This window comes from Telluria beijingensis, from assembly GCF_030770395.1.
Taxonomy (GTDB): Bacteria; Pseudomonadota; Gammaproteobacteria; order Burkholderiales; family Burkholderiaceae_D; genus Telluria; species Telluria beijingensis.
Genome location: NZ_CP132480.1, coordinates 2,937,772 through 2,957,955 on the forward strand (window position 1 = coordinate 2,937,772; position 20,184 = coordinate 2,957,955).

Here is a 20,184-nt window from a genome sequence, read left to right on the forward strand (position 1 = left end):
ACCGGTTGATGGCTGCCCAGGCGAACGGCGTATGGCGTCTCACATTCCCCGGTGGTTGCCCACCTTAGCCGCGCCGCGCATCCTGATGGTGCGCGCACGCGGTGTTTCGCCAGTTACGTGAGACGTAAGGACTCCAAATTGTACTGAACTCCCCATCGTAGGGCAAGGAAACCGCTGTCCAGGCGGCAAGCCGGGGCCGAATGGGGGCGCGCCAGCGGACCCATGGTCGTTTCGGCTACAATTTTATGGTTCGGCAGCGCGCTTCGCCTCTCCCGCCTGCCACCCTGTCGCCCATCCCAAGGACCCAATATGATCGTCTTCATCACCGGCGCATCGGCCGGCTTCGGCGCCGAAATGGCGCGCACCTTCGTCTCGCATGGCCACCGCGTCGTGCTGGCCGCCCGCCGCACCGACCGCATCGCCGGCCTGGCCGCCGAACTGGGCGAGGCCGCCCTGGCAGTCACGCTGGACGTCACCAGCCGCGCCTCGATCGAGGCCGCCCTGTCCGGCCTGCCGCCCGAATGGCGGCCGATCGACGTGCTGGTCAATAATGCCGGCCTGGCCCTGAACACGGCCCCGGCCCACGAGGTGCCGCTGGAAGACTGGGACACCATGATCGCGACCAATTGCCAGGGTCTGGTGACGATGACCCGCTCGGTGCTGCCCGACATGGTCGCGCGCGGCAGCGGCCTGGTGATCAATATCGGTTCGGTGGCCGGTCACTACCCTTACCCGGGTGGCAATGTGTATGGCGCCACCAAGGCCTTCGTCGAGCAGTTCACGCTGAACCTGCGCGCCGACCTGGTCGGCACTGGCGTGCGCGCGACCAATATCGCGCCAGGACTGTGCGGTGGTACTGAATTCTCGAGTGTGCGCTTCAAGGGCGACGACGCGGCGGCGGCCAAAGTGTACGAGAACACGCAGCCGCTGACGGCCAAGGATATTGCCGACACCGCCTACTGGATTGCGACCCTGCCACCGCATGTCAATGTGAACAGTATCGAACTGATGCCCACTTGCCAGGGCTTCTCGCCATTTAACGTCAAGCGCACCTGATGTGGGGAGGACCGCTTGCGGTCCCTCCGATTGGTAATGGATCGGCGATGCACCAATCATTTGTGAGAAAGTGTTACAGTGATTGGTCTTTTAACCACGTTTCAAGTCTACTACTGCTCAAAAGCACGATCTCGTGCCATCAGTACGTAAAACTTTTCCGCTCACAAGGTACGGCAGCGTACATATTAAAGTGGAAAGTCGCGTAAAATATTTCCCGTTTTCATTTATTTCGGCAACAAAGAATGCCTTCAGTATTTAACTGGCCAGTCAGGGTGTATTACGAGGATACCGACGCCGGCGGCATTGTCTTTTATGCCAACTATCTGAAATTCTTTGAGCGGGCCCGTACCGAATGGCTGCGCGCCCTTGGGGTGCAGCAGCAGGAACTGCTCGACCAGGACCGGACCGCCTTCGTCGTCAAGAATGTGACTCTCGATTACCATGCCGCCGCGCGCCTCGACGACGAGTTGTCCATCCTGACCAGCGTGGAAAAACTGGGGCGCGCCTCAGTGCAGTTCAAGCAGGAAGCATGGCGCGGCGACGTGCTGCTGAATACCGCCAGCGTGAAGGTCGGCTGCGTGGACGTCGAATCCATGCGCCCCCGTTCCCTGCCCGACCACGTGGCTGCTAAAATGCGTGCCGCCTGAATATTTACACAATTAAGCTTACGATGACCGCAACCCACGACCTTTCGTTTGTCTCGCTGATCGCCAACGCCCACGTGCTGGTGCAATTGATCATGGCCTTGCTGTTGCTGCTGTCGATCGTGAGCTGGACCTATATTTTCCGCAAAGTATTTGCAATTCGCGCCGCCCGGGCACAAACCGAGCAGTTCGAACGCAGCTTCTGGGCCGGCGGCAACCTGCACACCCTGCACCAGAGCGCCAGCAGCCAGCGCGACCAGAGCGGCCCCCTGGCCCGCATCTTCGAAGCCGGCATGGGCGAGTTCATCAAGGGCAAGCAGGCCTCGCGCGAAGCGCTGGACATGAATTCGGTGCTCGACGGCGCCCGCCGCGCCATGCGCGCCTCGTTCCAGCGTGAACTCGATTCGCTCGACACCCACCTGAACTTCCTGGCCTCGGTCGGTTCGGTCTCGCCCTATATCGGCCTGCTGGGCACCGTGTGGGGCATCATGAACTCGTTCCGCGGCCTGGCCAGCGTCGAGCAAGCCACCCTGGCGGTGGTCGCGCCCGGCATCGCCGAAGCGCTGATCGCCACCGCGATCGGCCTGTTCGCCGCGATCCCGGCTGTGGTGGCGTACAACCGCTTCACCCACGACATCGACCGCCTGGCGAACCGCTTCGAAAGCTTCGTCGAGGAATTCTCGAACATCCTCCAGCGCCAGTCGCGCTGATCACCAAGGAACCGGGAGAGCATCGGGATGGCATTTTCCAGCAGCATGCGCGGTGGACGTCGCCGCAAGTTCAAGTCCGAGATCAACGTCGTGCCGTATATCGACGTGATGCTGGTGCTGCTCATCATTTTCATGGCGGTACCGGCCAATGAGGCGCCGAGCGTCGTCAACCTGCCGCGCGCCGAGAAATCGGCGCTGCCGCCGGATACCTATATCCAGATTTCGATCGAGCCGGGCAACAAGCTGTCGATCGGCGTTCACGGCAAGGTCAAGGTGGCCCAGGATGAGGTGGCCGACCGCTCCGCCCTGCTGCAACGCCTGCGCGCCTTGCACGAAGAAAATCCGGAATTCCCGGTCCTGATCGCAGGCGACCGCGACAGTAAGTACGACGACGTGATCCAGCTGATTTCGGAAGCCAAGAAGATGGGCATCAACCGGGTCGGCCTGGCCACCCAGTGACGCCGACGTTATGACCGCACCGAAGCCAGCCAACACCGGCACGCCCTACCACGTGCCGCCTGAACCGAAACCCCTGCCATCGTTCCTGCTGGCAGTGGCGGTGCACGCGGCGCTGCTGGCCTTCCTGGCGATCGGCGTGAGCTGGCAAAAGGTCAATCCGGTCTCGGTCGAGGCCGAGGTGTGGGATATGTCGGTGCAGACGGCCGCGGCGCCCGAGTTGCCGCCCGAGCCGGCGCCGGAACCCGAACCGGAGCCGGAGCCCGCGCCGGAACCGCCGCCACCTCCTCCACCGGAGCCGGTGGTGGAACGTCCTGCGCCGACGCCGGATCCGGACATCGCGCTGCGCGAGGAAAAGAAACGCAAGGAAGAAGAAGCGAAGAAATCTGCTGCCGAAGAGAAGAAGCGCAAGGAAGCCGAGGAGCGCAAGCGCGAGGAAGCCGAGCAGAAGAAGCGCGACGAAGCGGAACAGAAAAAGCGCGACGAGGCCGAGAAAAAGAAACTCGAGGAAGCCGAGCGTAAGAAGAAGGAACTTGCCGAGAAGAAAAAGGCCGACGCCGCCGCCGCTGAGAAGAAGAAAAAAGCCGACGCTGCCGCAAAGGCCGAGGCCGCTAAGCTGGAGAAGTTCCGCAATGAAGAGTTGAAACGCATGGCCGGCGCCATGGGCAGCACCGGCACCGCCGCGAAATCGACGGGTCCGCGCAGCGATGGCGGCTATATCGCCGCGATCACGGCCGCGATCAAGAGCGCGACGGCCTATCCGGGCAACACGGATGTGGCGGGCAATCCGCGCGCCACGTTCCGGGTCGAACAGTTGCCAACCGGCGAAATCATGTCGGTTCGACTGGTAAAAAGCAGCGGTGTGCCAGAATTTGACAGAGCAGTGGAAAATGGTATCAAGAAAGCATCTCCGCTGCCCAAGAAGAAGGACGGGACCGTGGAGCGTACGCTTGACGTGAATTTCTCGATGAAAGATTACGATTGATTCGGTTCGAACCAGTTTTACTAGAGACACCATGAAAAAACTTCACATTTTGCTGTTCAGCGTCTCCCTGGCGATGGGAACGGCAGCCAATGCGCAGATCCAGATCGAAATTGCCGGCGTCGGCAGCAACCAGATCCCGGTGGCCATCGCCGCCTTCGCCGACGAATCCGTCGCCCCCGATAAAGTCTCGGCCGTGATCCGCGCCGACCTCGAGCGCAGCGGCGTGTTCAGGGTGATCGACGCCGGCCAGGTGATCAGCGACGCCGACGCCGGCCAGGTCAACCTGGGCGCGTTCAAGGCCAGCGGCGCCGATGCGCTGGTGGTCGGCAGCGTGGCGCGCCAGCCGGACGGCCGCTTCGCGATCCGCTACAAGCTGCTCGACACGGTAAAGGGCGGCGAGATCTCGCAGCTGGGCGGCGAAGTGCAGCCGCGCTACACCCGCCTGCAGGCGCACCGCATCGCCGACGACGTCTATGAAAAGCTGACCGGCGTGCGCGGCATCTTCTCGACCCGCATCGCCTATGTGAAGGAAGACCGCGCGGCCAACCGCTACGCGCTGGCCGTGGCCGACGCCGACGGCGAGAACGAAATCATCGCGACCCAGGGCAAGGAACCGATCATCTCGCCGGCCTGGTCGCCGGACGGCCTCAAGGTCGCCTATGTGTCGATGGAAAACCGCAAGCCGGTAGTCTACCTGCAAGACCTGATGACCGGCCGCCGCAACGTGATCTCTAACCAGAAGGGCAACAACTCGGCCCCGACCTGGTCCCCGGACGGCTCAACCCTGGCCGTGGCGCTGTCGCAGGACGGCAATACCGAAATCTACTCGGTCAATTCGAGCGGCAGCGGCCATCGCCGCCTGACCAACAACCCGGCCATCGACACCGAGCCGCAATACTCGGCCGACGGCCAGACCATTTATTTCACGAGCGACCGCAGCGGCGGTCCGCAAATCTACAAGATGAGCGCCTCGGGCGGCAACGCTACCCGCGTGACGTTCAATGGCAACTACAACATCAGCCCACGCGTGTCGTCCGACGGCAAGACGCTGGCCTGGATTTCGCAGCGCGGCGGCGCTTTCTCCTTATATGCGATGGACCTGGCAAGCGGCCGGGAACTTCGCCTGGCCGATGGGGCCACCGAACCGAGTTTTTCGCCTAACGGCAAGTACATCATGTATGCAACCAAGGGCGGCGGGCGCGTCTCGCTTGCAGTGGTGTCTGTGGATGGACGGGTCAAGCAACGCTTGACGACCAAAGCGGGAAACATTCGGGAGCCCAGCTGGGGTCCTTTCATGAAGTAAGAAGTAAAACCTTAACCAGAACAGGAGAAAATCCATGCGCAACTTCAAGAGTCTCGCTTTCATCGCTTCCGCTGCAGCCTTGCTGGCCGCTTGCTCGTCGCCAACTAAACTGGAAGAAACCCCAGTCGTTGAAAAATCGCCAGAGCCAGCAGCACCAGTGGCTGACGCTCGTGACATCCGTCCAGTGGAAACCGGCACCGTCGATCCACTGAACGATCCAAAAGGCGTCCTGGCCAACCGTAGCGTCTACTTCGACTACGACAGCTTCGTGGTCCGCGCCGACGGCCAGCCAGTGGTCCAGAACCACTCGGGCTACCTGACCAAGAACACCTCGCGTAAAGTCCTGATCCAAGGCAACACCGACGAACGCGGCGGCACCGAGTACAACCTGGCCCTGGGCCAGAAGCGTGCCGAAGCCGTCCGTCGCTCGATGGCGTCGCTGGGCGTGTCGGAAGGCCAGATGGAAGCCGTCTCGCTGGGCGAAGAAAAGCCGAAAGCCACCGGCAGCAACGAAGAAGCCTGGGCTGAAAACCGCCGCGCCGACATCGTGTACCAGTAATCAATACGGCTGACTCAGCCGATTGACAGGGGGCGGGACGCAGTGCAGACTGCTACCCGCCCCGTTTTATCTCAGCAACCGGTTTAGAAAGAGCAACGCTTATGATCAAACTGTCTCCGTCCCGCCTCGCCTGCCTCGTCCTGGCCCTGTGGATGCCGCTGCATGCCGTGGCCGGCCCGTTCGACGACGACGAAGCGCGCAAGGCCATCCTGGACCTGCGCACCAAGGTCGACAACATCACGCGCGACCTGAGCGCGCGCATCGACGGCAAATCGGACAAGACGGTCCAGATCGAGATGCTCAACCAGCACGAGCAGACGATGCGCGAGATCGCGCGCCTGCGCGGCCAGATCGAGGTGCTGCAGAACGAAGTGACCAAGGCCCAGGAAAGCCAGCGCCAGCTGTACGCCGACCTCGACGCGCGCCTGAAACGCATGGAGCCGCGCCAGGAAATGATCGACGGCCAGGCCGCCGAAGTGATGCCAACCGAAAAAGCCGCCTACGAGGCCGCCACCGCCCTGTTCCAGTCGGGCGACTACAAGGGCGCTTCCACCGCGCTGCAGGAATTCGTAAAAGCCTATCCGCAGTCGGCCTATGCGTCGAACGCGCAATACTGGCTGGGCAATACCTTTTATGCGCTGGGCGACTACAAGAAGGCCATCGCGGCCCAGCAGGTCGTGACCACCACTTACGCCAACAGCGCCAAGGTGCCGGACGCCATGCTGAACATCGCCAGCAGCTACGCCCTGCTGAAGGACAACAAGAACGCCAAGAAGTCGCTGCAGACGCTGGTGTCCAAATATCCGGACTCGAGCGCGGCGCAGACGGCGCGCGACCGGTTGGCGTCGCTCAAGTAAGACGTTGGGCAGGCTCGGCAATTGACAGGCACTGGGCCGTGCCCTATAATCTCGCTTCTTCGGGTCGTTAGCTCAGTTGGTAGAGCAGCGGACTTTTAATCCGTTGGTCGCGTGTTCGAGCCACGCACGGCCTACCAAAGATTCAGAAAACGCCAGCCTTCGGGCTGGCGTTTTTGTTTTCAGCCTATCATTCACGCTACCGCATCCAAGGACGACCGCGCCATGACCTACGAAGATTTTCTTGACGAAGTAACGACCCTGCTCACCGAGATCTACAACCTCGACGACGAAGCCGCCATCAAGCTGGTGGTCGACGCCCAGGCCGCCGACTACTTCGTCACCCACGACGACAAGGAAGAACTGCGCACCGTCGCCCAGGCCAAGCTGGACGCGGTCGCGCTGTACGAAGCCAAGCAGAACCGCAACCAGACGCAGCGCAAGCAGCAGCAGCGCCAGGTGCAAAAGAAAAAGACGCCCTGAGCTTCCCCTGGCAGGCGTTCAAGCCGCTTCCACGGCCGGATGCGCCTGCTTGCGATACAGGAACTCCAGCACCGCCTTCCGATGCTCGGTATAACGCGCATCCTGCGCCAGCGCCACCCGGTCGCGCGGCCGCGCCAGGTCGACCTCGACGATCTCGCCGATGGTCGCCGCCGGCCCGTTGGTGAGCATGACGATCCGGTCCGACAGCAGCACCGCTTCGTCGACGTCGTGGGTCACCATCACCACCGTCGAGCGGGTGGCGGCGACGATCTTGAGCAACTCGTCCTGCAGGTGCGCCCGGGTCAGCGCGTCGAGCGCACCGAACGGCTCGTCCATCAACAGCACCTTTGGCTCCATCGCAAGCGCCCGCGCGATGCCGACGCGCTGCTTCATGCCGCCCGAGATCTCGTGCGGCCGCTTGCCCTCGGCACTCGTCAGGCCGACCAGGGCCAGCGCCGCCATGGTCCGCTCGCGCAGTTGCGCACGGTTCTCGGTCGCCCCGAATACCCGCTCCACACCCAGGTGGATGTTCTCGTAGCAGGTCAGCCACGGCAGCAGCGAGTGGTTCTGGAACACCACCGCCCGCTCCGGCGACGGCCCGGCGATTTCGCGGTTGGCGCACAGCAGCACGCCTGCCGTGGGTTTCAGCAGCCCGGCGATCAGGTTCAGCAGGGTCGACTTGCCGCAGCCAGAGTGGCCGATCAGCGTGATGAATTCGCCCTTGCGCACCGCGAGATCGATTCCCTGCAAGGCCTGGAACACGCCCTTCTTGGTGTGGAACGCCATTTCCACGCCGCCGATGTCGATGAATTTCGATTGAAGCTCGTCCATGATCGCGTTCCTCTCAGTTGGCCACTTGTTCGTGCGTCAGCGCCCGCGCCAGCGCCACCAGCGCCTGCTCCAGCAGCAGCCCCACCACGCCGATCACGACGATGGCGATGATGATGTTGGCGACGTTCAGGTTGTTCCACTCGTCCCACACCCAGAAACCGATGCCCACGCCGCCGGTCAGCATCTCGGCCGCCACGATCACCAGCCAGGCGGTGCCGATGGCAAGGCGCACGCCGGTCAGGATGTAGGGCAGCGCCGAGGGCAGCAGGATCCTGGTCAGGACCTTCCACTCCGACAGGTTCAGCACCCGCGCCACGTTCATGTAGTCCTGCGGCACGCGCTGCACGCCGACCGCGGTATTGATGATCATCGGCCAGATCGAGCAGATGAAGATCGACCAGATCGCCGCCGGGTCGGCCGACTTGAATACCAGCAGGCCGATCGGCAGCCAGGCCAGCGGCGACACGGGTTTCAGCAGGCTGACGATCGGCCCGAACATGCCGTTCACGAATTTCACCCGGCCGATGATGAAGCCCAAGGGAATGCCGACCAGCGCCGCCAGCCCGAAGCCCAGCGCCACCCGCTTGAGCGAAGCCAGCACGTTCCAGCCGATGCCCTGGTCGTTCGGGCTGTTGTAGTAGAACGGATCGGCGAACAGCGTCATCGCCTGCTGGAAGGTCACCACTGGCGATGGGAAGGCCTCGTTGCGGGTCGCGATCAGCTGCCAGGCCAGCACCACCAGCGCCAGGCCGACGAAGGGGGGCAGCACCAGGTTCACTGCCCTGGCCAACGGCTGTCCGCGACGCGCGATGGCGACCGGCTTGCGCGCGGGAGGCGGGGCGCTGCCCGCGTCGGCGGCAACCGGGAAGTTGACCACGGTCGCACCACCGGTTGGCGGCGCAGGCAATTCGGATTTCAGGATAGCGTTCATGGCGTTTCCTTATGCAAGCGAGAGAAAAGAGTCAGGCCCTGACCTTGAACGAGGCGGCATAGGCTTTCGGGTCCTTGCCGTCCCAGACCGCGCCGTCCATCAGCTTCGAACTGCGCATCGGGCTGGCGGGGAGCGGCGCCTTGGCCAGCGTGGCCGCTTCCTTGTACAGCGCGACCTGGTTGACCTTCGAGGCGACGGCCAGGTAATCCGGATCCTGCTTCAGCAAGCCCCAGCGCCGATGCTGGGTCATGAACCACATGCCGTCCGACAGATAGGGGAAGTTGACCGCGCCGTCGCTGTAGAACTTCATGGCGTGCGGGTCGTCCCAGGTCTTGCCCAGTCCATTCTGGTAGCGCCCCATGATGCGCTGGTCGATCGCGTCCTTGCTGGTGTTGACGTACGACTTGGCGGCGATGACCTCGGCCATCCTGTTCTTGTTGGCCATCGAGGCGTCGATCCAGCGGCCGGCTTCCAGGATCGCGGCCATCATGGCGCGGCAGGTGTTCGGGTGCTTGTTCGCGAACTCCAGGGTCGAGCCCAGCACCTTCTCGGGATGGTCGCGCCAGATGTCCTGGGTGGTGATCGCGGTGATGCCGATGCCGTCCATGATCGCGCGGTGGCCCCAGGGTTCGCCCACGCAGAAGCCGTCCATGTTCCCGACCCGCATATTGGCCACCATCTGCGGCGGCGGCACGGTGATGACTTTCGCTTCCTTCATCGGATCGATGCCATTGGCCGCCAGCCAGTAGTACAGCCACATCGCGTGGGTGCCGGTCGGGAAGGTCTGGGCGAAGGTGAATTCGCGCTTCTCGGTGCGCATTACCTTGGCCAGCGACTGGCCGTCGACCGCGCCCTTGCCCGCCAGCTGCTTCGACAGCGTGATCGCCTGGCCGTTGTTGTTCAGGCCCATCAGCACCGCCATGTCCTTGCGCTGGCCGCCGATGCCCATCTGGACGCCATACAGCAGGCCGTACAGCACGTGGGCCGCGTCCAGGTCGCCATTGGCCAACTTGTCGCGCACGCCGGCCCACGAGGCTTCCTTGCTCAGCACGAACTTGACGCCGTACTTCTTGTCGAAGCCCAGCACCGACGCCATCACCACCGAGGCGCAATCGGTCAGCGGAATGAAGCCGATCCTGATCTCGGTCTTCTCCGGCTTGTCCGAACCCGCCGCCCACACGCCGCCCGTTGCCAGTCCCATCAAGCTCCCTCCCGCGACCAGCCCTGCTCCATGAATGACTTTCCTGCGCATGACGTCGACTGCGGCATCCACCGGCAAGGCGCTCTTCGATTCAAGCTGCTGTTTTTTCATCGCGAATCCCAAATGTGATCAGGCAAAAAAAAAGACGCGTACCCGACATGAACGCATTCATGTCCAGGTAGACGTCGTTGTCTCGGTGGGCATCGCCTTCGTTGGCGGCACACGCAGCGCTCCATTGCGCTAATGCACAATACGCAATGTTTATGCCAGCTGATCACGCAGAGTGAAACGCCTGCCGCCCACGCGCCAGGCGCACCGTGCGATGGCGCAAACGCCGCACCGCGATTGCGCAGTGCATCATTTTGGCACCCTCAAAACAGCCCTTGCGAAAGATCAATCAGAACGGCCTTCTACTACCGTTCGGCGCATGCTAGGATCAAGCGTTGCCTTACGAAAATACCAGTTGCGTCAATCGTGCGCCCCTTGTCTATACGTGGCATACATGTAAAATAAATAACGTCAGCAACGCAGCCGGCCTTGAAGGGCCACTGGGTTTGCGGGCACCGAATTCGACGCTTTGTACTGGCATCCGCATGTCACGCCGCATCCTTAGCATTATCTGTCGCCCGCCCCACCTAAGCCTGCGCTCCTGCACGGCGACCGACGCGACAGCGCGGCACAGTTGCCGGTCGGCTTACTCGCCTTCCTGAAGCGCAACGCGCGCCCGAACGGCGACATCCCATCGTATTCCGCCCGGCTCGCGCCGGCCACTCATACTATTTATTCGCCGATTCCGCCAGGGACGGCACTGGAGCCATTCATGAACACCGAACACACCGAACGCCACCACTCCCCGATCCACGCCGCGACCGCCGTCGACCGCAGCAATCCGCGCGCGCCGAAACGCGATATCGCGAAGGACATCGTCTCGAGCAGCCGTCGCCTGCGCACCCGCATCGGCGTCATCGCCGCCGCCTGCATCGGCCTGACCGCGCTGCTGGTCGCCTTCGAATAAACCGTGCCGGCTGGAACCGCCCAGGTTGTCGCACCGATCACGGCTGGGCTATACTGCCCCGTATCGTCTTCCGCCGGGATCGCATGCAGTTCCAGTCCATACGCCGCCAGTTAGCCAGCGCACCGCTCTGCCGGGTGCTGGCCTGCCTGTGCGCGCTGATCCTGGCCCTGCAACTCGTGGGCGCCTCGTTCCACGACCATGACCTGTCCGAGCACCTGCCCGACTGCGTCAGCTGCCACGTCGCGTCCCACTCCACCGCCGATCTTCCCGCGGTATCGCCAGAACTGCTGGCGGTCTTCCTCGTCATCGCCTACGTCCTCGCACGCCTGCCGCGCCCCGCGCCGGTCGTCCTGCGCCGCTACCTGATTCCATCCCGCCAGGCGCCTCCGCGCCACTGATCCGTCCCTGCATTCCCTGCAGGCCGGCGCGCGCCGGTCCGCAGGCGCGCCTGCGCGTTCGCGCCAGGCGTGCACCCCGCATGCGTTGCCGCCGGCCGTCCCGGTGCGCGGCTACGCCATGCCCCTGCTCCAGCAACACCCAGTAAAGGACCACGATGACCATGAATTCCCCTGCCCTGGAAGCGAACGGCGTGACCGTCGCTTACCAGCCCCAGTCCACGCCCGTGCTGCGCGACCTGTCCCTGCGCGTCGCGCGCGGCGAGATCTATGCCCTGTTAGGGGGCAACGGCGCCGGCAAGTCGACCACCATGAACACCTTACTCGGCTTCACCGTGCCAACTGCCGGAAGCGTGCGCGTGTGCGGCATCGACGTCGCTGCGGACCCGCTGGCCGCGCGTGGCCAGCTGGCCTATGTGCCCGAGAACGTCGCGCTGTACGACCACCTCGACGCGGTCGAGAACATCGAATACTTCCTGCGCCTGAGCGGCAGCGCCTGGACCGCCGCAACTATCGACGAGGCGCTGGACGCCGTGCGCCTCGATCCCGCGGCCCGCCGGCGCCGCCTGGGCGGCTATTCGAAAGGCATGCGCCAGAAGGTCGCGATCGCGCTGGCCGTGGCGCGCCAGGTGCCGGTGCTGCTGCTGGACGAACCCACCACCGGCCTCGATCCGCAGGCCACCAGCGAATTCAACGCCCTGCTGCAGGGCCTGCGCGCACGCGGCAGCGCAATCTTCATGGTCACCCACGACCTGCTGGGGGCGGCCGAGGTGGCCGACCGCATCGGCTTCCTGGAGCGCGGCCACATCAGCCACGAAGTGACCGCCAGCGGCGCCGAGCGTTACGATGTGCGCGACCTGTACCGGCGCTATGCCGGCGCATCGCGCGTGGCGGAGGCGGCATGAGCGCCAGCTTGACGCAAGCGCTGCCCGCCATCGCCCGCGGCGAATGGCGCGCCATGCTGCGCAACCAGGTCGCGGTGGCGGCCGGCATCCTGATGCTGGCGCTGACGCTGGCCGCGATCCTGGTCAGCCAAGAACGCCTGGGCGCGGTCAACGCCGAACGCGCGCGCTTCCAAAGCACGGCCGACGAGCAGTGGCACAACCAGCCCGACCGCCACCCGCACCGCGTGGTGCACTACGGGCACTACGTGTTCCGCCCGCTGAGCCCCCTCGCCTTCTTCGACTTCGGCGTCGATCCGTTCACCGGCAACACGCTGTTCCTGGAGGGGCACCGCCAGAACAGCGCCAACTTCAGCGACGCCGGCCAATCGTCGGTGCTGCTGCGCTTCGGCCAGTTGACGCCAGCCTTCGTGCTGCAGGTGCTGACGCCCCTGCTGATCGTGTTCCTGGCCTTTGGCAGCGTGGCGCGCGAGCGCGAGCGGGGACAGTTGCGGCTGCAGATCGTGCAGGGCATCCCGGGCGCGACGCTCCTGCTCGGCAAGCTGGCGGCGCATGCCGGCGTGGCCCTGCTGCTCGGCGCACCCGCCTTCATCGCCCTGGTCGCCATCGCGGCGATGCATCCGGCGGTCGCGCTGGAAGCGCTGACGATGCTGGCCGGGTATGCGCTCTACCTGCTGCTGTGGGTGGCGGCCGCGGTGCTGGTGTCGAGCAGCCTGCCGCGTGCGCGCGACGCCCTGCTGGCGCTGGTGGCCTGCTGGATCGTCACAGCGATCCTGCTGCCGCGTGTGATGCCCGACTTCGCCGCCGACGACGTCGGCCGGCCGAGCCGCATCGAGACCGAGGTCGCGATCCACGAACGCCTGGCGGCGATCGGCGACAGCCACAACCCGAACGACCCGTATTTCAACGCCTTCCGTGCACGCACCCTGGAAAAATACGGCGTGCAGCGGGTCGAGGACCTGCCGGTGAATTATGGCGGGCTGTTGATGGCCGAAGGCGAGCGCATGACCAGTGAACTGTTCGACGAATTCATGCGCGCCGACTTCGCACGCCAGCGCCAGGAAAACGCCATCGTGCATTCGGCCAGCCTGTTCAGCCCCGTGATCGCGCTGCGCCGCATGTCGACCGCGCTGGCCGGCACCAATCTCGACAGCCACGCGCGCTTTCTGGTCGAGGGCGAACGATACCGCTACGCCTTCGTCCAGGCGCTCAACGGCCTGCACGCCAACGTCGTCTCGCCGCAGGGCGCGGGCGACGAGCGCATCGACAAGGCCCACTGGGACGAGACGCCGCGCTTCGGCTACCCGCCCGCGCCGTACGCCGAGGTCGCGCAGCGCCACGCCTGGCCGGCCTTCGCCGTGCTGGGCGGCTGGCTGCTGGCCCTGTGTTTCGCCGGCCAACTGATCGCCAAACGCCTGGAAAGGAAGGCCAAATGAAAACCCTCATCATCGAATTGCGCCAGGTGCTGCACTCGCGGCTGGCGGTCGGCGCCGTACTGCTGCTGGCGGGGCTGGCGGCCCTGTCGGTATGGACCGGCCTGCAAGCCGTCGGCCAGCAGCGCGCCGCGCTCGAACGCATCGCCGCCAGCCACGCGCAAGACCACGCCGCTATCGCCGCCAAGCAGCTCAAGGGCGGCGCGGCCGAAGCCGGCTCGGTCGGCTACTACCTGCCGCACCTGACCGTGAATCCGCCGTCGGCCCTGGCCTTCGTCGCCATCGGCCAGCGCGACCTGCAGCCGCAGGCGCTGCGCGTGCGCCTGCTCGGCCTGCACTCGCAGATGTACGAATCCGAAGCCATCAACCCCGAACTGGCCATGCCGGGCCGCTTCGATTTCGCCTTCGTGCTGGTATTCCTGGCGCCGCTGTTCGTGATCGCGCTGATGCACGACCTGGTCACCAGCGAGCGCGAGGCGGGCCGCCTGCGCCTGCTGGCGTCACTGCCCGCGGGCGCCGCCAACACCTGGCGCCGGCGGGTCGGCTTGCGTTTCGGGCTGCTGTGGCTGGCGGCGCTGCTGCCGGTGGCCGTCGGCGCCCTGGCGGCCGGCGCCGGGGTGGCCGGCTTCGGCGCGATCGCGCTGGTCGCCACGCTGTATCTCGCCTTCTGGTTCGGCCTGGCCAGCTGGGTGGCGGCGCGCGCCCACACCTCGAGCAGCAGCGCGGCGATCCTGCTGGCCTGCCTGGTCGGCCTGACGATGATCCTGCCGACCCTGGCCGATGCCGCGATCGCGCGCCTGGCGCCGGTGTCGAAGGGTGTCGAACTGGCCCTGGCGCAGCGCCAGGCGGTGCACTCGGGCTGGGACATCCCGAAGCCGGAGACCTTCGCCAAATTTTTCCAGACCCACCCCGAGTGGAAGGACACGGCGCCGGTCGAAGGCCGCTTCCACTGGAAATGGTATTACGCGATGCACCAGGCGGGCGACCAGGCGGTGGCGCAGGATGTGGCGCAGTACCGCGCCAGCATGCAGTCGCGCGAGGACTGGACGGCGCGTGTCGGCCTGCTGCTGGCATCGGTGAATGTGCAGGTGCTGCTGCACCGGCTGGCGGATACCGACCTGGCGGCGCAACTGGCCTACCAGGACCGGATCGCGGCCTACCATACCGAGCTGCGCAAGTTCTTCTACCCCTATCTGTTCGAAGAGCGGCCGTTCACGCAAGCCGACCTGGCCAGGCTGCCGCGCTACGCGGTCGGAGCTGCGGGCGGCGAGCTGGCGTCCGGCCAGTTGCTGGCGCTGGCCGTGCTGGCGCTGACGCTGCTCCGCGCCGGCCTGCGCCAGCTGCGGCGGCCGGCCTGAGGCATCGCTGGCGGCTTGACCATTCCTTCACCTGCCATGCCTTACAGTCCGGGCATTACTCACTCGGCGGAGGCCGTCATGATCAAGTCGCTAGTCCTTGTCTTGCTTCTGCAACTCATCCCCGTCCTGTGCCAGGCGGCCCCGCGGGTGGCCGTGATCGTCTCGAGCAGCCAGCCGGAGCCCGGCAGGGCCGGCTTCAACCTCGACGAGCTGGCCAAGGCTTGGCTGAGCCTGCATGACCATGGCGTCGACGTGGTCCTGTTCAGCCCGGCGGGAGGCAGCCTGCCGGTGCACGGACACAAGGACCAGTACGCGCACATGCAGCGCTTCAAGCAGGCCACGCCGGCGCTGGCGCAACTGGCGGCCACCCGCCCGGGCGCCCTGCTCGACCAGCAATCCTTCGATGGCGTGCTGGTCATCGGCGGCGATGGCGCGGCGCGCGACCTGCCCGGCGACGCCAACGTCATCCGGTTCCTCGGTGCGATGGCGCGCGCGGGCAAGCCGGTCGCCGCGGTATGCCACGGGGTCGCCGCGCTGCTCGACGTCACCGGCGCCGACGGGCAGCCACTGCTCCAGGGCAGGACGGTCAGCGCCTTCAGCAATCGCGAAGAATCGCTGTTCGGCAAGGACGGCGGCCAGCATGCGCAGGACCGGCTCGAAACGCGCCTGCGCGCACGCGGCGCCGACTATCGCCAGGCGCCCGCCATGCTGCCTTACGTGGCGCAGGACGCCAACCTGGTCACGGCCCAGAACCCGGTCTCGGTGCAATTGGCGACGCGCCGCTTCATGCAACTGCTCGGGGTGACGCTCAAGCCGGCCCTGCACTTCCCGGACGACGCCAGCATGGCGCTGGTCGCCCAGGCGCTCGGCTCGGGCGCCGCGGTACTCGAGATGCAGCTGGCGCTGGACAAGGCCAGCTACGATGCCGACTGGATGATGCTGTATGCCCTGTATGGCCCCAGCGACGCCTATCCGGCCGACCGGCTGCCGCAAGTGACCTCGCTGGCGGAGACGATCGCGCGCCACTTTCCGCATCCCGAGGTGTACAAGGGCCTGGTGGCGCACCACCTGCGCGGGAAGGACCTGGGACGCGCCCGCGCCTGGCTGGCGCGCATCGCCAGCGACTATCCCGACTTTCCACGTGGCACAATGGAGGAAAACATCAGGCTGGCGGGCGCCAGCCTGGCCGCCCCGACGCCTGCCCGATGACCGTCCACGTCCTGAACATCCTGCTGGTCGAAGACAATGCGACCATCGCCGCCCAGCTGGGCGATTTCCTGGCCCAGGCAGGCTGCCTGGTCGACCACGCCGCCAGCGGCCGCGCGGCGCTGCGGCTCGCGCTGGACGGCCATTTCGACGTGATCGTCCTCGACCTCAACCTGCCCGACATCGACGGCGTCGAGGTATGCCGCCAACTGAAGGCGCAGCAGCGTTACCACACGCCGGTGCTGATGCTCACCGCCCGGGACAGCCTGGACGACAAGATCCGCGGCCTGTCCACCGGGGCCGACGACTACGTCACCAAGCCGTTCGCGCTGGCCGAAGTGGCGGCCCGTTGCCAGGTACTGGCGCGCCGCCACTTGCTGCATACCGAACGCGTGGTGCGCATCGGGCCGCTGGCGATCTGCCGCCAGTCGCGCCAGGTGCAGCGCGATGGCCATCCGATCGCATTGAGCGACCTCGATTTCCGGCTCCTGCTGCTGCTGGTCGAGGCAGCGCCGCGCGCGCTGGGCCGCTCGGAGCTGATGGCCAGGCTATGGGGGGAACAGGCGCCCGACAGCGACGTGCTCAAGGCGCATATGTACACGCTGCGCCAGGCTGTCGACAAGCCGTTCGGCTTCAACATGATCCGCACCGTGCACGCGGCGGGATACCGGCTGCAGGCAACGCCGTGAAGCAGCGCATCAGCATCGGCATCCGGCGCCTGTTCGCGCTGCAGGCGCTGGTCCTGTGCCTGCTGTTCAGCGGCCTGGTGCTGGGCTACGCGCTGGTCGCGGAAGACAATGTATTCAATGCGCAGCTCGACAGCGAGTCGGCCTGGCTGCAAGCGCAGTATCGCGCGCATGGCGTCCTGCCCGAGCCGCGCTACCCCTTCATGCGGGTTCATCCAGGCTGGGATGCGCTGCCCGAACCGGTGCGACGCCTGCATGCGCGGGAGCCGGGCCGCGTCGAATTCACCCAGCCCGGTGGCGAGGTAATCCACGCCAGGCAGGTCGCGCTGTCGCCGCAGGCATCGGTGGTGCTGGTGGCGCAGGTCGAGCCCTTCGGCTTCGCCGGGCACACCTGGAGGCCGGTGCTGGCCCTGCTCTTGCTGCTCAGCGCGCTGTTGGTCGGCGCTGGCACCTGGCTGGTCTATCGGCGGGTGGAGAAGCTGGTGGCGCCTCTCGGGCGCCTGGCCCGGCAACTGGAACAGGCCGATGGCGCGCCGCTCGCGCCCCGCTTCGCCGACGGCCTGCCGGACAATGAAACAGGCTACCTGGCGCGGGTGATCGAGGGCCAATGGCGGCAACTGGAAGCGCAGCTGGCGCGCGAGCGCGATTTCACCCGCGACGTCAGCCATGAACTCAGGACACCGCTGACGATCCTGCGCAACCTGCACCAGCAACTGGCGACCGAGTCCGGCATTACGCCGGCGCAGGTGCGCCAGCTCGGCGAGATGCTGGACTGGCAGCAGTCGACGGTGGATATCCTGCTGGCGCTGGCGCGCCAGGAATCGCTGGCGCGCACGGACATCGACCTTGGCGCGGCGGTGGAGCGCGTGATCCTGGCCCGTCCCGACACGACCTGGCCCGACGACTTCGCGCTGACGGTCGGGATCCCGGACCGGACCACGGTCGCATGCAATCCGCGGCTGCTCGAGCTATTGCTGGCGAACCTGCTGGACAATGCGCTGAAACACGGCGCCGAACCGGCCCTGGACATCGCCTGCGACGGCGGCTGGCTCACGTTTTCCAATCCTGTCGCCAACGCTTCAAGCAAGCCGGCGCAGGCGCGCGCCGAAGGAATCGGGCAAGGCCTGCACCTGGCGGCGCGCATTTGCGCGGTTCACGGCTGGGAGCTGCGCGTGGACGAGCAAGCGGGCGGGCATTTCACGGCCGCGGTGTGCCTGGGGGCGGGCGGTCATGCTGGTGGACGGGTTTCCCGTCCACCAGCATGACCGCCGGCGCGCCGCGATCAGAACTCTTCCCAACCCTCGCCCACGTCCGCGGTTTCCGCTTTCTTCGCCTTCGCAGCGGCCGCCGGTGCTGCCTGTGCTTTCGGCCTGGCCGGCTTGGCGGCCGGCTTCGCCGGCGCCTTCGGCACCACCGCCGGCAGGTTGCCGGTCACGCGCTGCGCCGCCTTGACGGCAGCACGGCTGCTGCCCGCACCGGCCAGCTTGAACGCGCCGACAGTGTGCGCCAGCGCGGTCGCTTCTTCCTGGAGCGATGCAGCCGCCGCCGAGGCTTCTTCCACCAGCGCCGCGTTTTGCGTGGTCACCTGGTCCATCTGCGCCACGGCGCCGTTGATCTGCTCGATGCCGGCGGTCTGCTCCTGGCTGGCGGCGGTGATCTCGGCCATGATATCGGTCACGCGGTTCACGCTCTGCACGATCTCGGCCATGGTCGAACCGGCGCAGTCGACCAGTTCCGAACCGTGGTGCACCTTGTCGACGGAGTCGTCGATGAGAAGCTTGATTTCCTTGGCCGCCGCCGCGCTGCGCTGGGCCAGGCTGCGCACCTCGCCCGCCACGACCGCGAAGCCGCGGCCCTGCTCGCCGGCGCGCGCCGCTTCCACCGCCGCATTCAGCGCCAGGATATTGGTCTGGAAGGCGATGCCGTCGATGACGGCGATGATGTCCACGATACGGGTCGCCGAAGCGTTGATCGCACCCATGGTCTGCACCACCTGCTCGACCACCGCGCCGCCCTTGCCCGCTACTTCAGATGCCGAGGTGGCCAGGGCATTGGCCTGGCGTGCGTTGTCGGCGTTCTGCTTGACGGTCGAGGTCAGTTCTTCCATCGACGACGCGGTTTCCTCGAGCGAGCCGGCCTGCTGCTCGGTGCGCGAGGACAGGTCGAGGTTGCCGGCCGCGATCTGGCTCGAGGCGGTGGCGATATTGTCGGTGCCGGTGCGGACCTGGCTCACGATCTTCACCAGCGAGTCGTTCATGTCCTTCAGCGCCTGCAGCAGGCGGCCGGTCTCGTCCTTCGACGTCACTTCGATGGTCTGGGTCAGGTCGCCCTGGGCCACGGCGCCGGCGATCGCGACCGCCTGCTCCAGCGGACGCACGATGGCGCGCACCAGCACCCAGCCGACGAAGGCAGCCATGACCAGGCCGAACACCAGGCCGGCCAGGCATACCGCGCGCACCAGCTCGAAGGTCGATTGCGAGGCCTCGTATTCCTTCAGGGCCGCTTCCTGCTGTTCCTTGACCAGCTTCGCGCCCAGCTCATTCACCGGCAGGTACAGGCTGGTCATCGGACCGTTCAGCTGCGCCACCGCCTGCACGGTATCGCCCGCATTGATCGCGGCCACCGCCGGACGCAGGCCCTGCTCGACGAAGGTCTTGCGCGCCTGGATGAACTGCTCGTACAGCGCCTGTTCGGCGTCGGTCATCGGCAGCTGGCGGTAGCTGTCCAGGATCTTGCTGATCACCGCGATATTGGTGTCGACCGACGCCAGGGCGGCAGTGCGCTGGCCACCGTCTTCCATGCTGACTGCCTTGGCGACGGTCAGCTGGTTGGTCGTGATCAACTGGGTAACCTGGCTTACCTGCCCGAGACCGACCAGGCGGTGGTCATACATCTGCTTGAGCTCGGCATTCGCGATGCCGAGGTTATAGATGCCGATGACCGCGCCGGCGATCAGCTCGACGGCCAGGAAGGAGATGACGAAGATGAGGCGCGACTTGATGCTGAGGTTTTTGAACATGATTCGCTGGCCTGAAGCCCATGGACTAGAAAGGTGGTATCTATTGGATTATAGAAACATTAGTCTCCTTGTGGGAAGCATTGCTCATTTCCTTGTGCTATCACCATTCTTCCGTCGCCGTGCAGCAACAGATAATGAACGGATCAGTTTCCTGCGC

The 20,184-nt window shown here is 65.6% G+C and carries 21 protein-coding genes, 1 tRNA gene and 1 riboswitch; of the genes, 18 read left to right on the forward strand and 4 right to left on the reverse strand.

Going from position 1 to position 20,184, the window contains the following annotated elements; genetic code table 11:
- Positions 1-7: 7 nt before the first annotated feature.
- Positions 8-127, reverse strand: a riboswitch (ZMP/ZTP riboswitch).
- A gap of 182 nt (positions 128-309) precedes the next feature.
- From Q9246_RS13010 to Q9246_RS13055, 10 genes are all read left to right on the forward strand, one after another.
- Positions 310-1,056: an SDR family NAD(P)-dependent oxidoreductase gene (locus tag Q9246_RS13010; protein ID WP_306397964.1), complete on the forward strand. Its 747-nt coding sequence runs from the start codon at positions 310-312 to the stop codon at positions 1,054-1,056.
- A gap of 242 nt (positions 1,057-1,298) precedes the next feature.
- Positions 1,299-1,703, forward strand: coding sequence for a tol-pal system-associated acyl-CoA thioesterase (ybgC, locus tag Q9246_RS13015; RefSeq protein ID WP_306397965.1), 405 nt, complete (start codon positions 1,299-1,301; stop codon positions 1,701-1,703).
- Between the two features lie 23 nt (positions 1,704-1,726).
- Complete coding sequence (gene tolQ / locus Q9246_RS13020) at positions 1,727-2,410, forward strand: protein TolQ (protein WP_005671250.1); 684 nt, start codon at positions 1,727-1,729, stop codon at positions 2,408-2,410.
- A gap of 27 nt (positions 2,411-2,437) precedes the next feature.
- Positions 2,438-2,869, forward strand: coding sequence for a biopolymer transporter ExbD (locus Q9246_RS13025; RefSeq protein WP_306397966.1), 432 nt, complete (start codon positions 2,438-2,440; stop codon positions 2,867-2,869).
- A gap of 10 nt (positions 2,870-2,879) precedes the next feature.
- Positions 2,880-3,851, forward strand: a complete 972-nt coding sequence (tolA, locus tag Q9246_RS13030; RefSeq protein WP_306397967.1) for a cell envelope integrity protein TolA — start codon at positions 2,880-2,882, stop codon at positions 3,849-3,851.
- 31 nt (positions 3,852-3,882) lie between these two features.
- The gene (gene tolB / locus Q9246_RS13035) at positions 3,883-5,154 is read left to right on the forward strand and encodes a Tol-Pal system beta propeller repeat protein TolB (protein ID WP_306397968.1); all 1,272 of its coding nucleotides are present in this window, start codon (positions 3,883-3,885) and stop codon (positions 5,152-5,154) included.
- Between the two features lie 34 nt (positions 5,155-5,188).
- Complete coding sequence (gene pal / locus Q9246_RS13040) at positions 5,189-5,713, forward strand: peptidoglycan-associated lipoprotein Pal (protein WP_123068696.1); 525 nt, start codon at positions 5,189-5,191, stop codon at positions 5,711-5,713.
- Between the two features lie 101 nt (positions 5,714-5,814).
- Complete coding sequence (gene ybgF / locus Q9246_RS13045; protein ID WP_306397969.1) at positions 5,815-6,570, forward strand: tol-pal system protein YbgF; 756 nt, start codon at positions 5,815-5,817, stop codon at positions 6,568-6,570.
- A 61-nt stretch (positions 6,571-6,631) separates the two neighbouring features.
- Positions 6,632-6,707: transfer RNA gene (locus tag Q9246_RS13050), tRNA-Lys, on the forward strand.
- Positions 6,708-6,792: 85 nt separating this feature from the next.
- Positions 6,793-7,050, forward strand: coding sequence for a hypothetical protein (locus tag Q9246_RS13055; RefSeq protein WP_306397970.1), 258 nt, complete (start codon positions 6,793-6,795; stop codon positions 7,048-7,050).
- 18 nt (positions 7,051-7,068) lie between these two features.
- Here Q9246_RS13055 and Q9246_RS13060 read toward each other — a convergent pair whose 3' ends face one another.
- The 3 genes from Q9246_RS13060 to Q9246_RS13070 are packed head-to-tail and all read right to left on the reverse strand — an operon-like array spanning position 7,069 to position 10,013.
- Positions 7,069-7,881 (reverse strand): ABC transporter ATP-binding protein, encoded by an 813-nt coding sequence (locus Q9246_RS13060; RefSeq protein WP_306397971.1) that lies wholly within the window; start codon positions 7,879-7,881, stop codon positions 7,069-7,071.
- Positions 7,882-7,894: 13 nt separating this feature from the next.
- The gene (ntrB, locus tag Q9246_RS13065; protein WP_306397972.1) at positions 7,895-8,812 is read right to left on the reverse strand and encodes a nitrate ABC transporter permease; all 918 of its coding nucleotides are present in this window, start codon (positions 8,810-8,812) and stop codon (positions 7,895-7,897) included.
- Between the two features lie 31 nt (positions 8,813-8,843).
- The gene (locus Q9246_RS13070; RefSeq protein ID WP_422802384.1) at positions 8,844-10,013 is read right to left on the reverse strand and encodes a CmpA/NrtA family ABC transporter substrate-binding protein; all 1,170 of its coding nucleotides are present in this window, start codon (positions 10,011-10,013) and stop codon (positions 8,844-8,846) included.
- Positions 10,014-10,833: 820 nt separating this feature from the next.
- Here Q9246_RS13070 and Q9246_RS13075 point away from each other — a divergent pair.
- The 8 genes from Q9246_RS13075 (at position 10,834) to Q9246_RS13110 (ending at position 18,273) form a co-directional block, all read left to right on the forward strand.
- A complete protein-coding gene (locus tag Q9246_RS13075) occupies positions 10,834-11,028 on the forward strand; it encodes a hypothetical protein (protein WP_306397974.1) in 195 nt (64 codons plus the stop codon).
- 83 nt (positions 11,029-11,111) lie between these two features.
- A complete protein-coding gene (locus Q9246_RS13080) occupies positions 11,112-11,426 on the forward strand; it encodes a hypothetical protein (protein ID WP_306397975.1) in 315 nt (104 codons plus the stop codon).
- Positions 11,427-11,587: 161 nt separating this feature from the next.
- The gene (locus Q9246_RS13085; protein ID WP_306397976.1) at positions 11,588-12,328 is read left to right on the forward strand and encodes an ABC transporter ATP-binding protein; all 741 of its coding nucleotides are present in this window, start codon (positions 11,588-11,590) and stop codon (positions 12,326-12,328) included.
- Positions 12,325-13,761 (forward strand): ABC transporter permease, encoded by a 1,437-nt coding sequence (locus Q9246_RS13090; RefSeq protein WP_306397977.1) that lies wholly within the window; start codon positions 12,325-12,327, stop codon positions 13,759-13,761. The genes Q9246_RS13085 and Q9246_RS13090 overlap by 4 nt, the downstream gene beginning before the upstream one ends.
- Complete coding sequence (locus Q9246_RS13095; protein WP_306397978.1) at positions 13,758-15,116, forward strand: DUF3526 domain-containing protein; 1,359 nt, start codon at positions 13,758-13,760, stop codon at positions 15,114-15,116. The genes Q9246_RS13090 and Q9246_RS13095 overlap by 4 nt, the downstream gene beginning before the upstream one ends.
- Positions 15,117-15,194: 78 nt before the next feature.
- Positions 15,195-16,325: a type 1 glutamine amidotransferase domain-containing protein gene (locus Q9246_RS13100; RefSeq protein ID WP_306397979.1), complete on the forward strand. Its 1,131-nt coding sequence runs from the start codon at positions 15,195-15,197 to the stop codon at positions 16,323-16,325.
- Positions 16,322-17,011: a response regulator transcription factor gene (locus tag Q9246_RS13105; protein WP_306397980.1), complete on the forward strand. Its 690-nt coding sequence runs from the start codon at positions 16,322-16,324 to the stop codon at positions 17,009-17,011. Before Q9246_RS13100 ends, Q9246_RS13105 begins: the two co-directional genes overlap by 4 nt.
- Positions 17,008-18,273 carry a sensor histidine kinase gene (locus tag Q9246_RS13110; RefSeq protein ID WP_306397981.1) on the forward strand — a complete coding sequence of 422 codons (1,266 nt, stop codon included), beginning with the start codon at positions 17,008-17,010 and terminating at the stop codon, positions 18,271-18,273. Before Q9246_RS13105 ends, Q9246_RS13110 begins: the two co-directional genes overlap by 4 nt.
- A gap of 17 nt (positions 18,274-18,290) precedes the next feature.
- Here Q9246_RS13110 and Q9246_RS13115 read toward each other — a convergent pair whose 3' ends face one another.
- Positions 18,291-20,027 carry a methyl-accepting chemotaxis protein gene (locus tag Q9246_RS13115; RefSeq protein ID WP_306397982.1) on the reverse strand — a complete coding sequence of 579 codons (1,737 nt, stop codon included), beginning with the start codon at positions 20,025-20,027 and terminating at the stop codon, positions 18,291-18,293.
- Between the last annotated feature and the right edge of the window lie 157 nt (positions 20,028-20,184).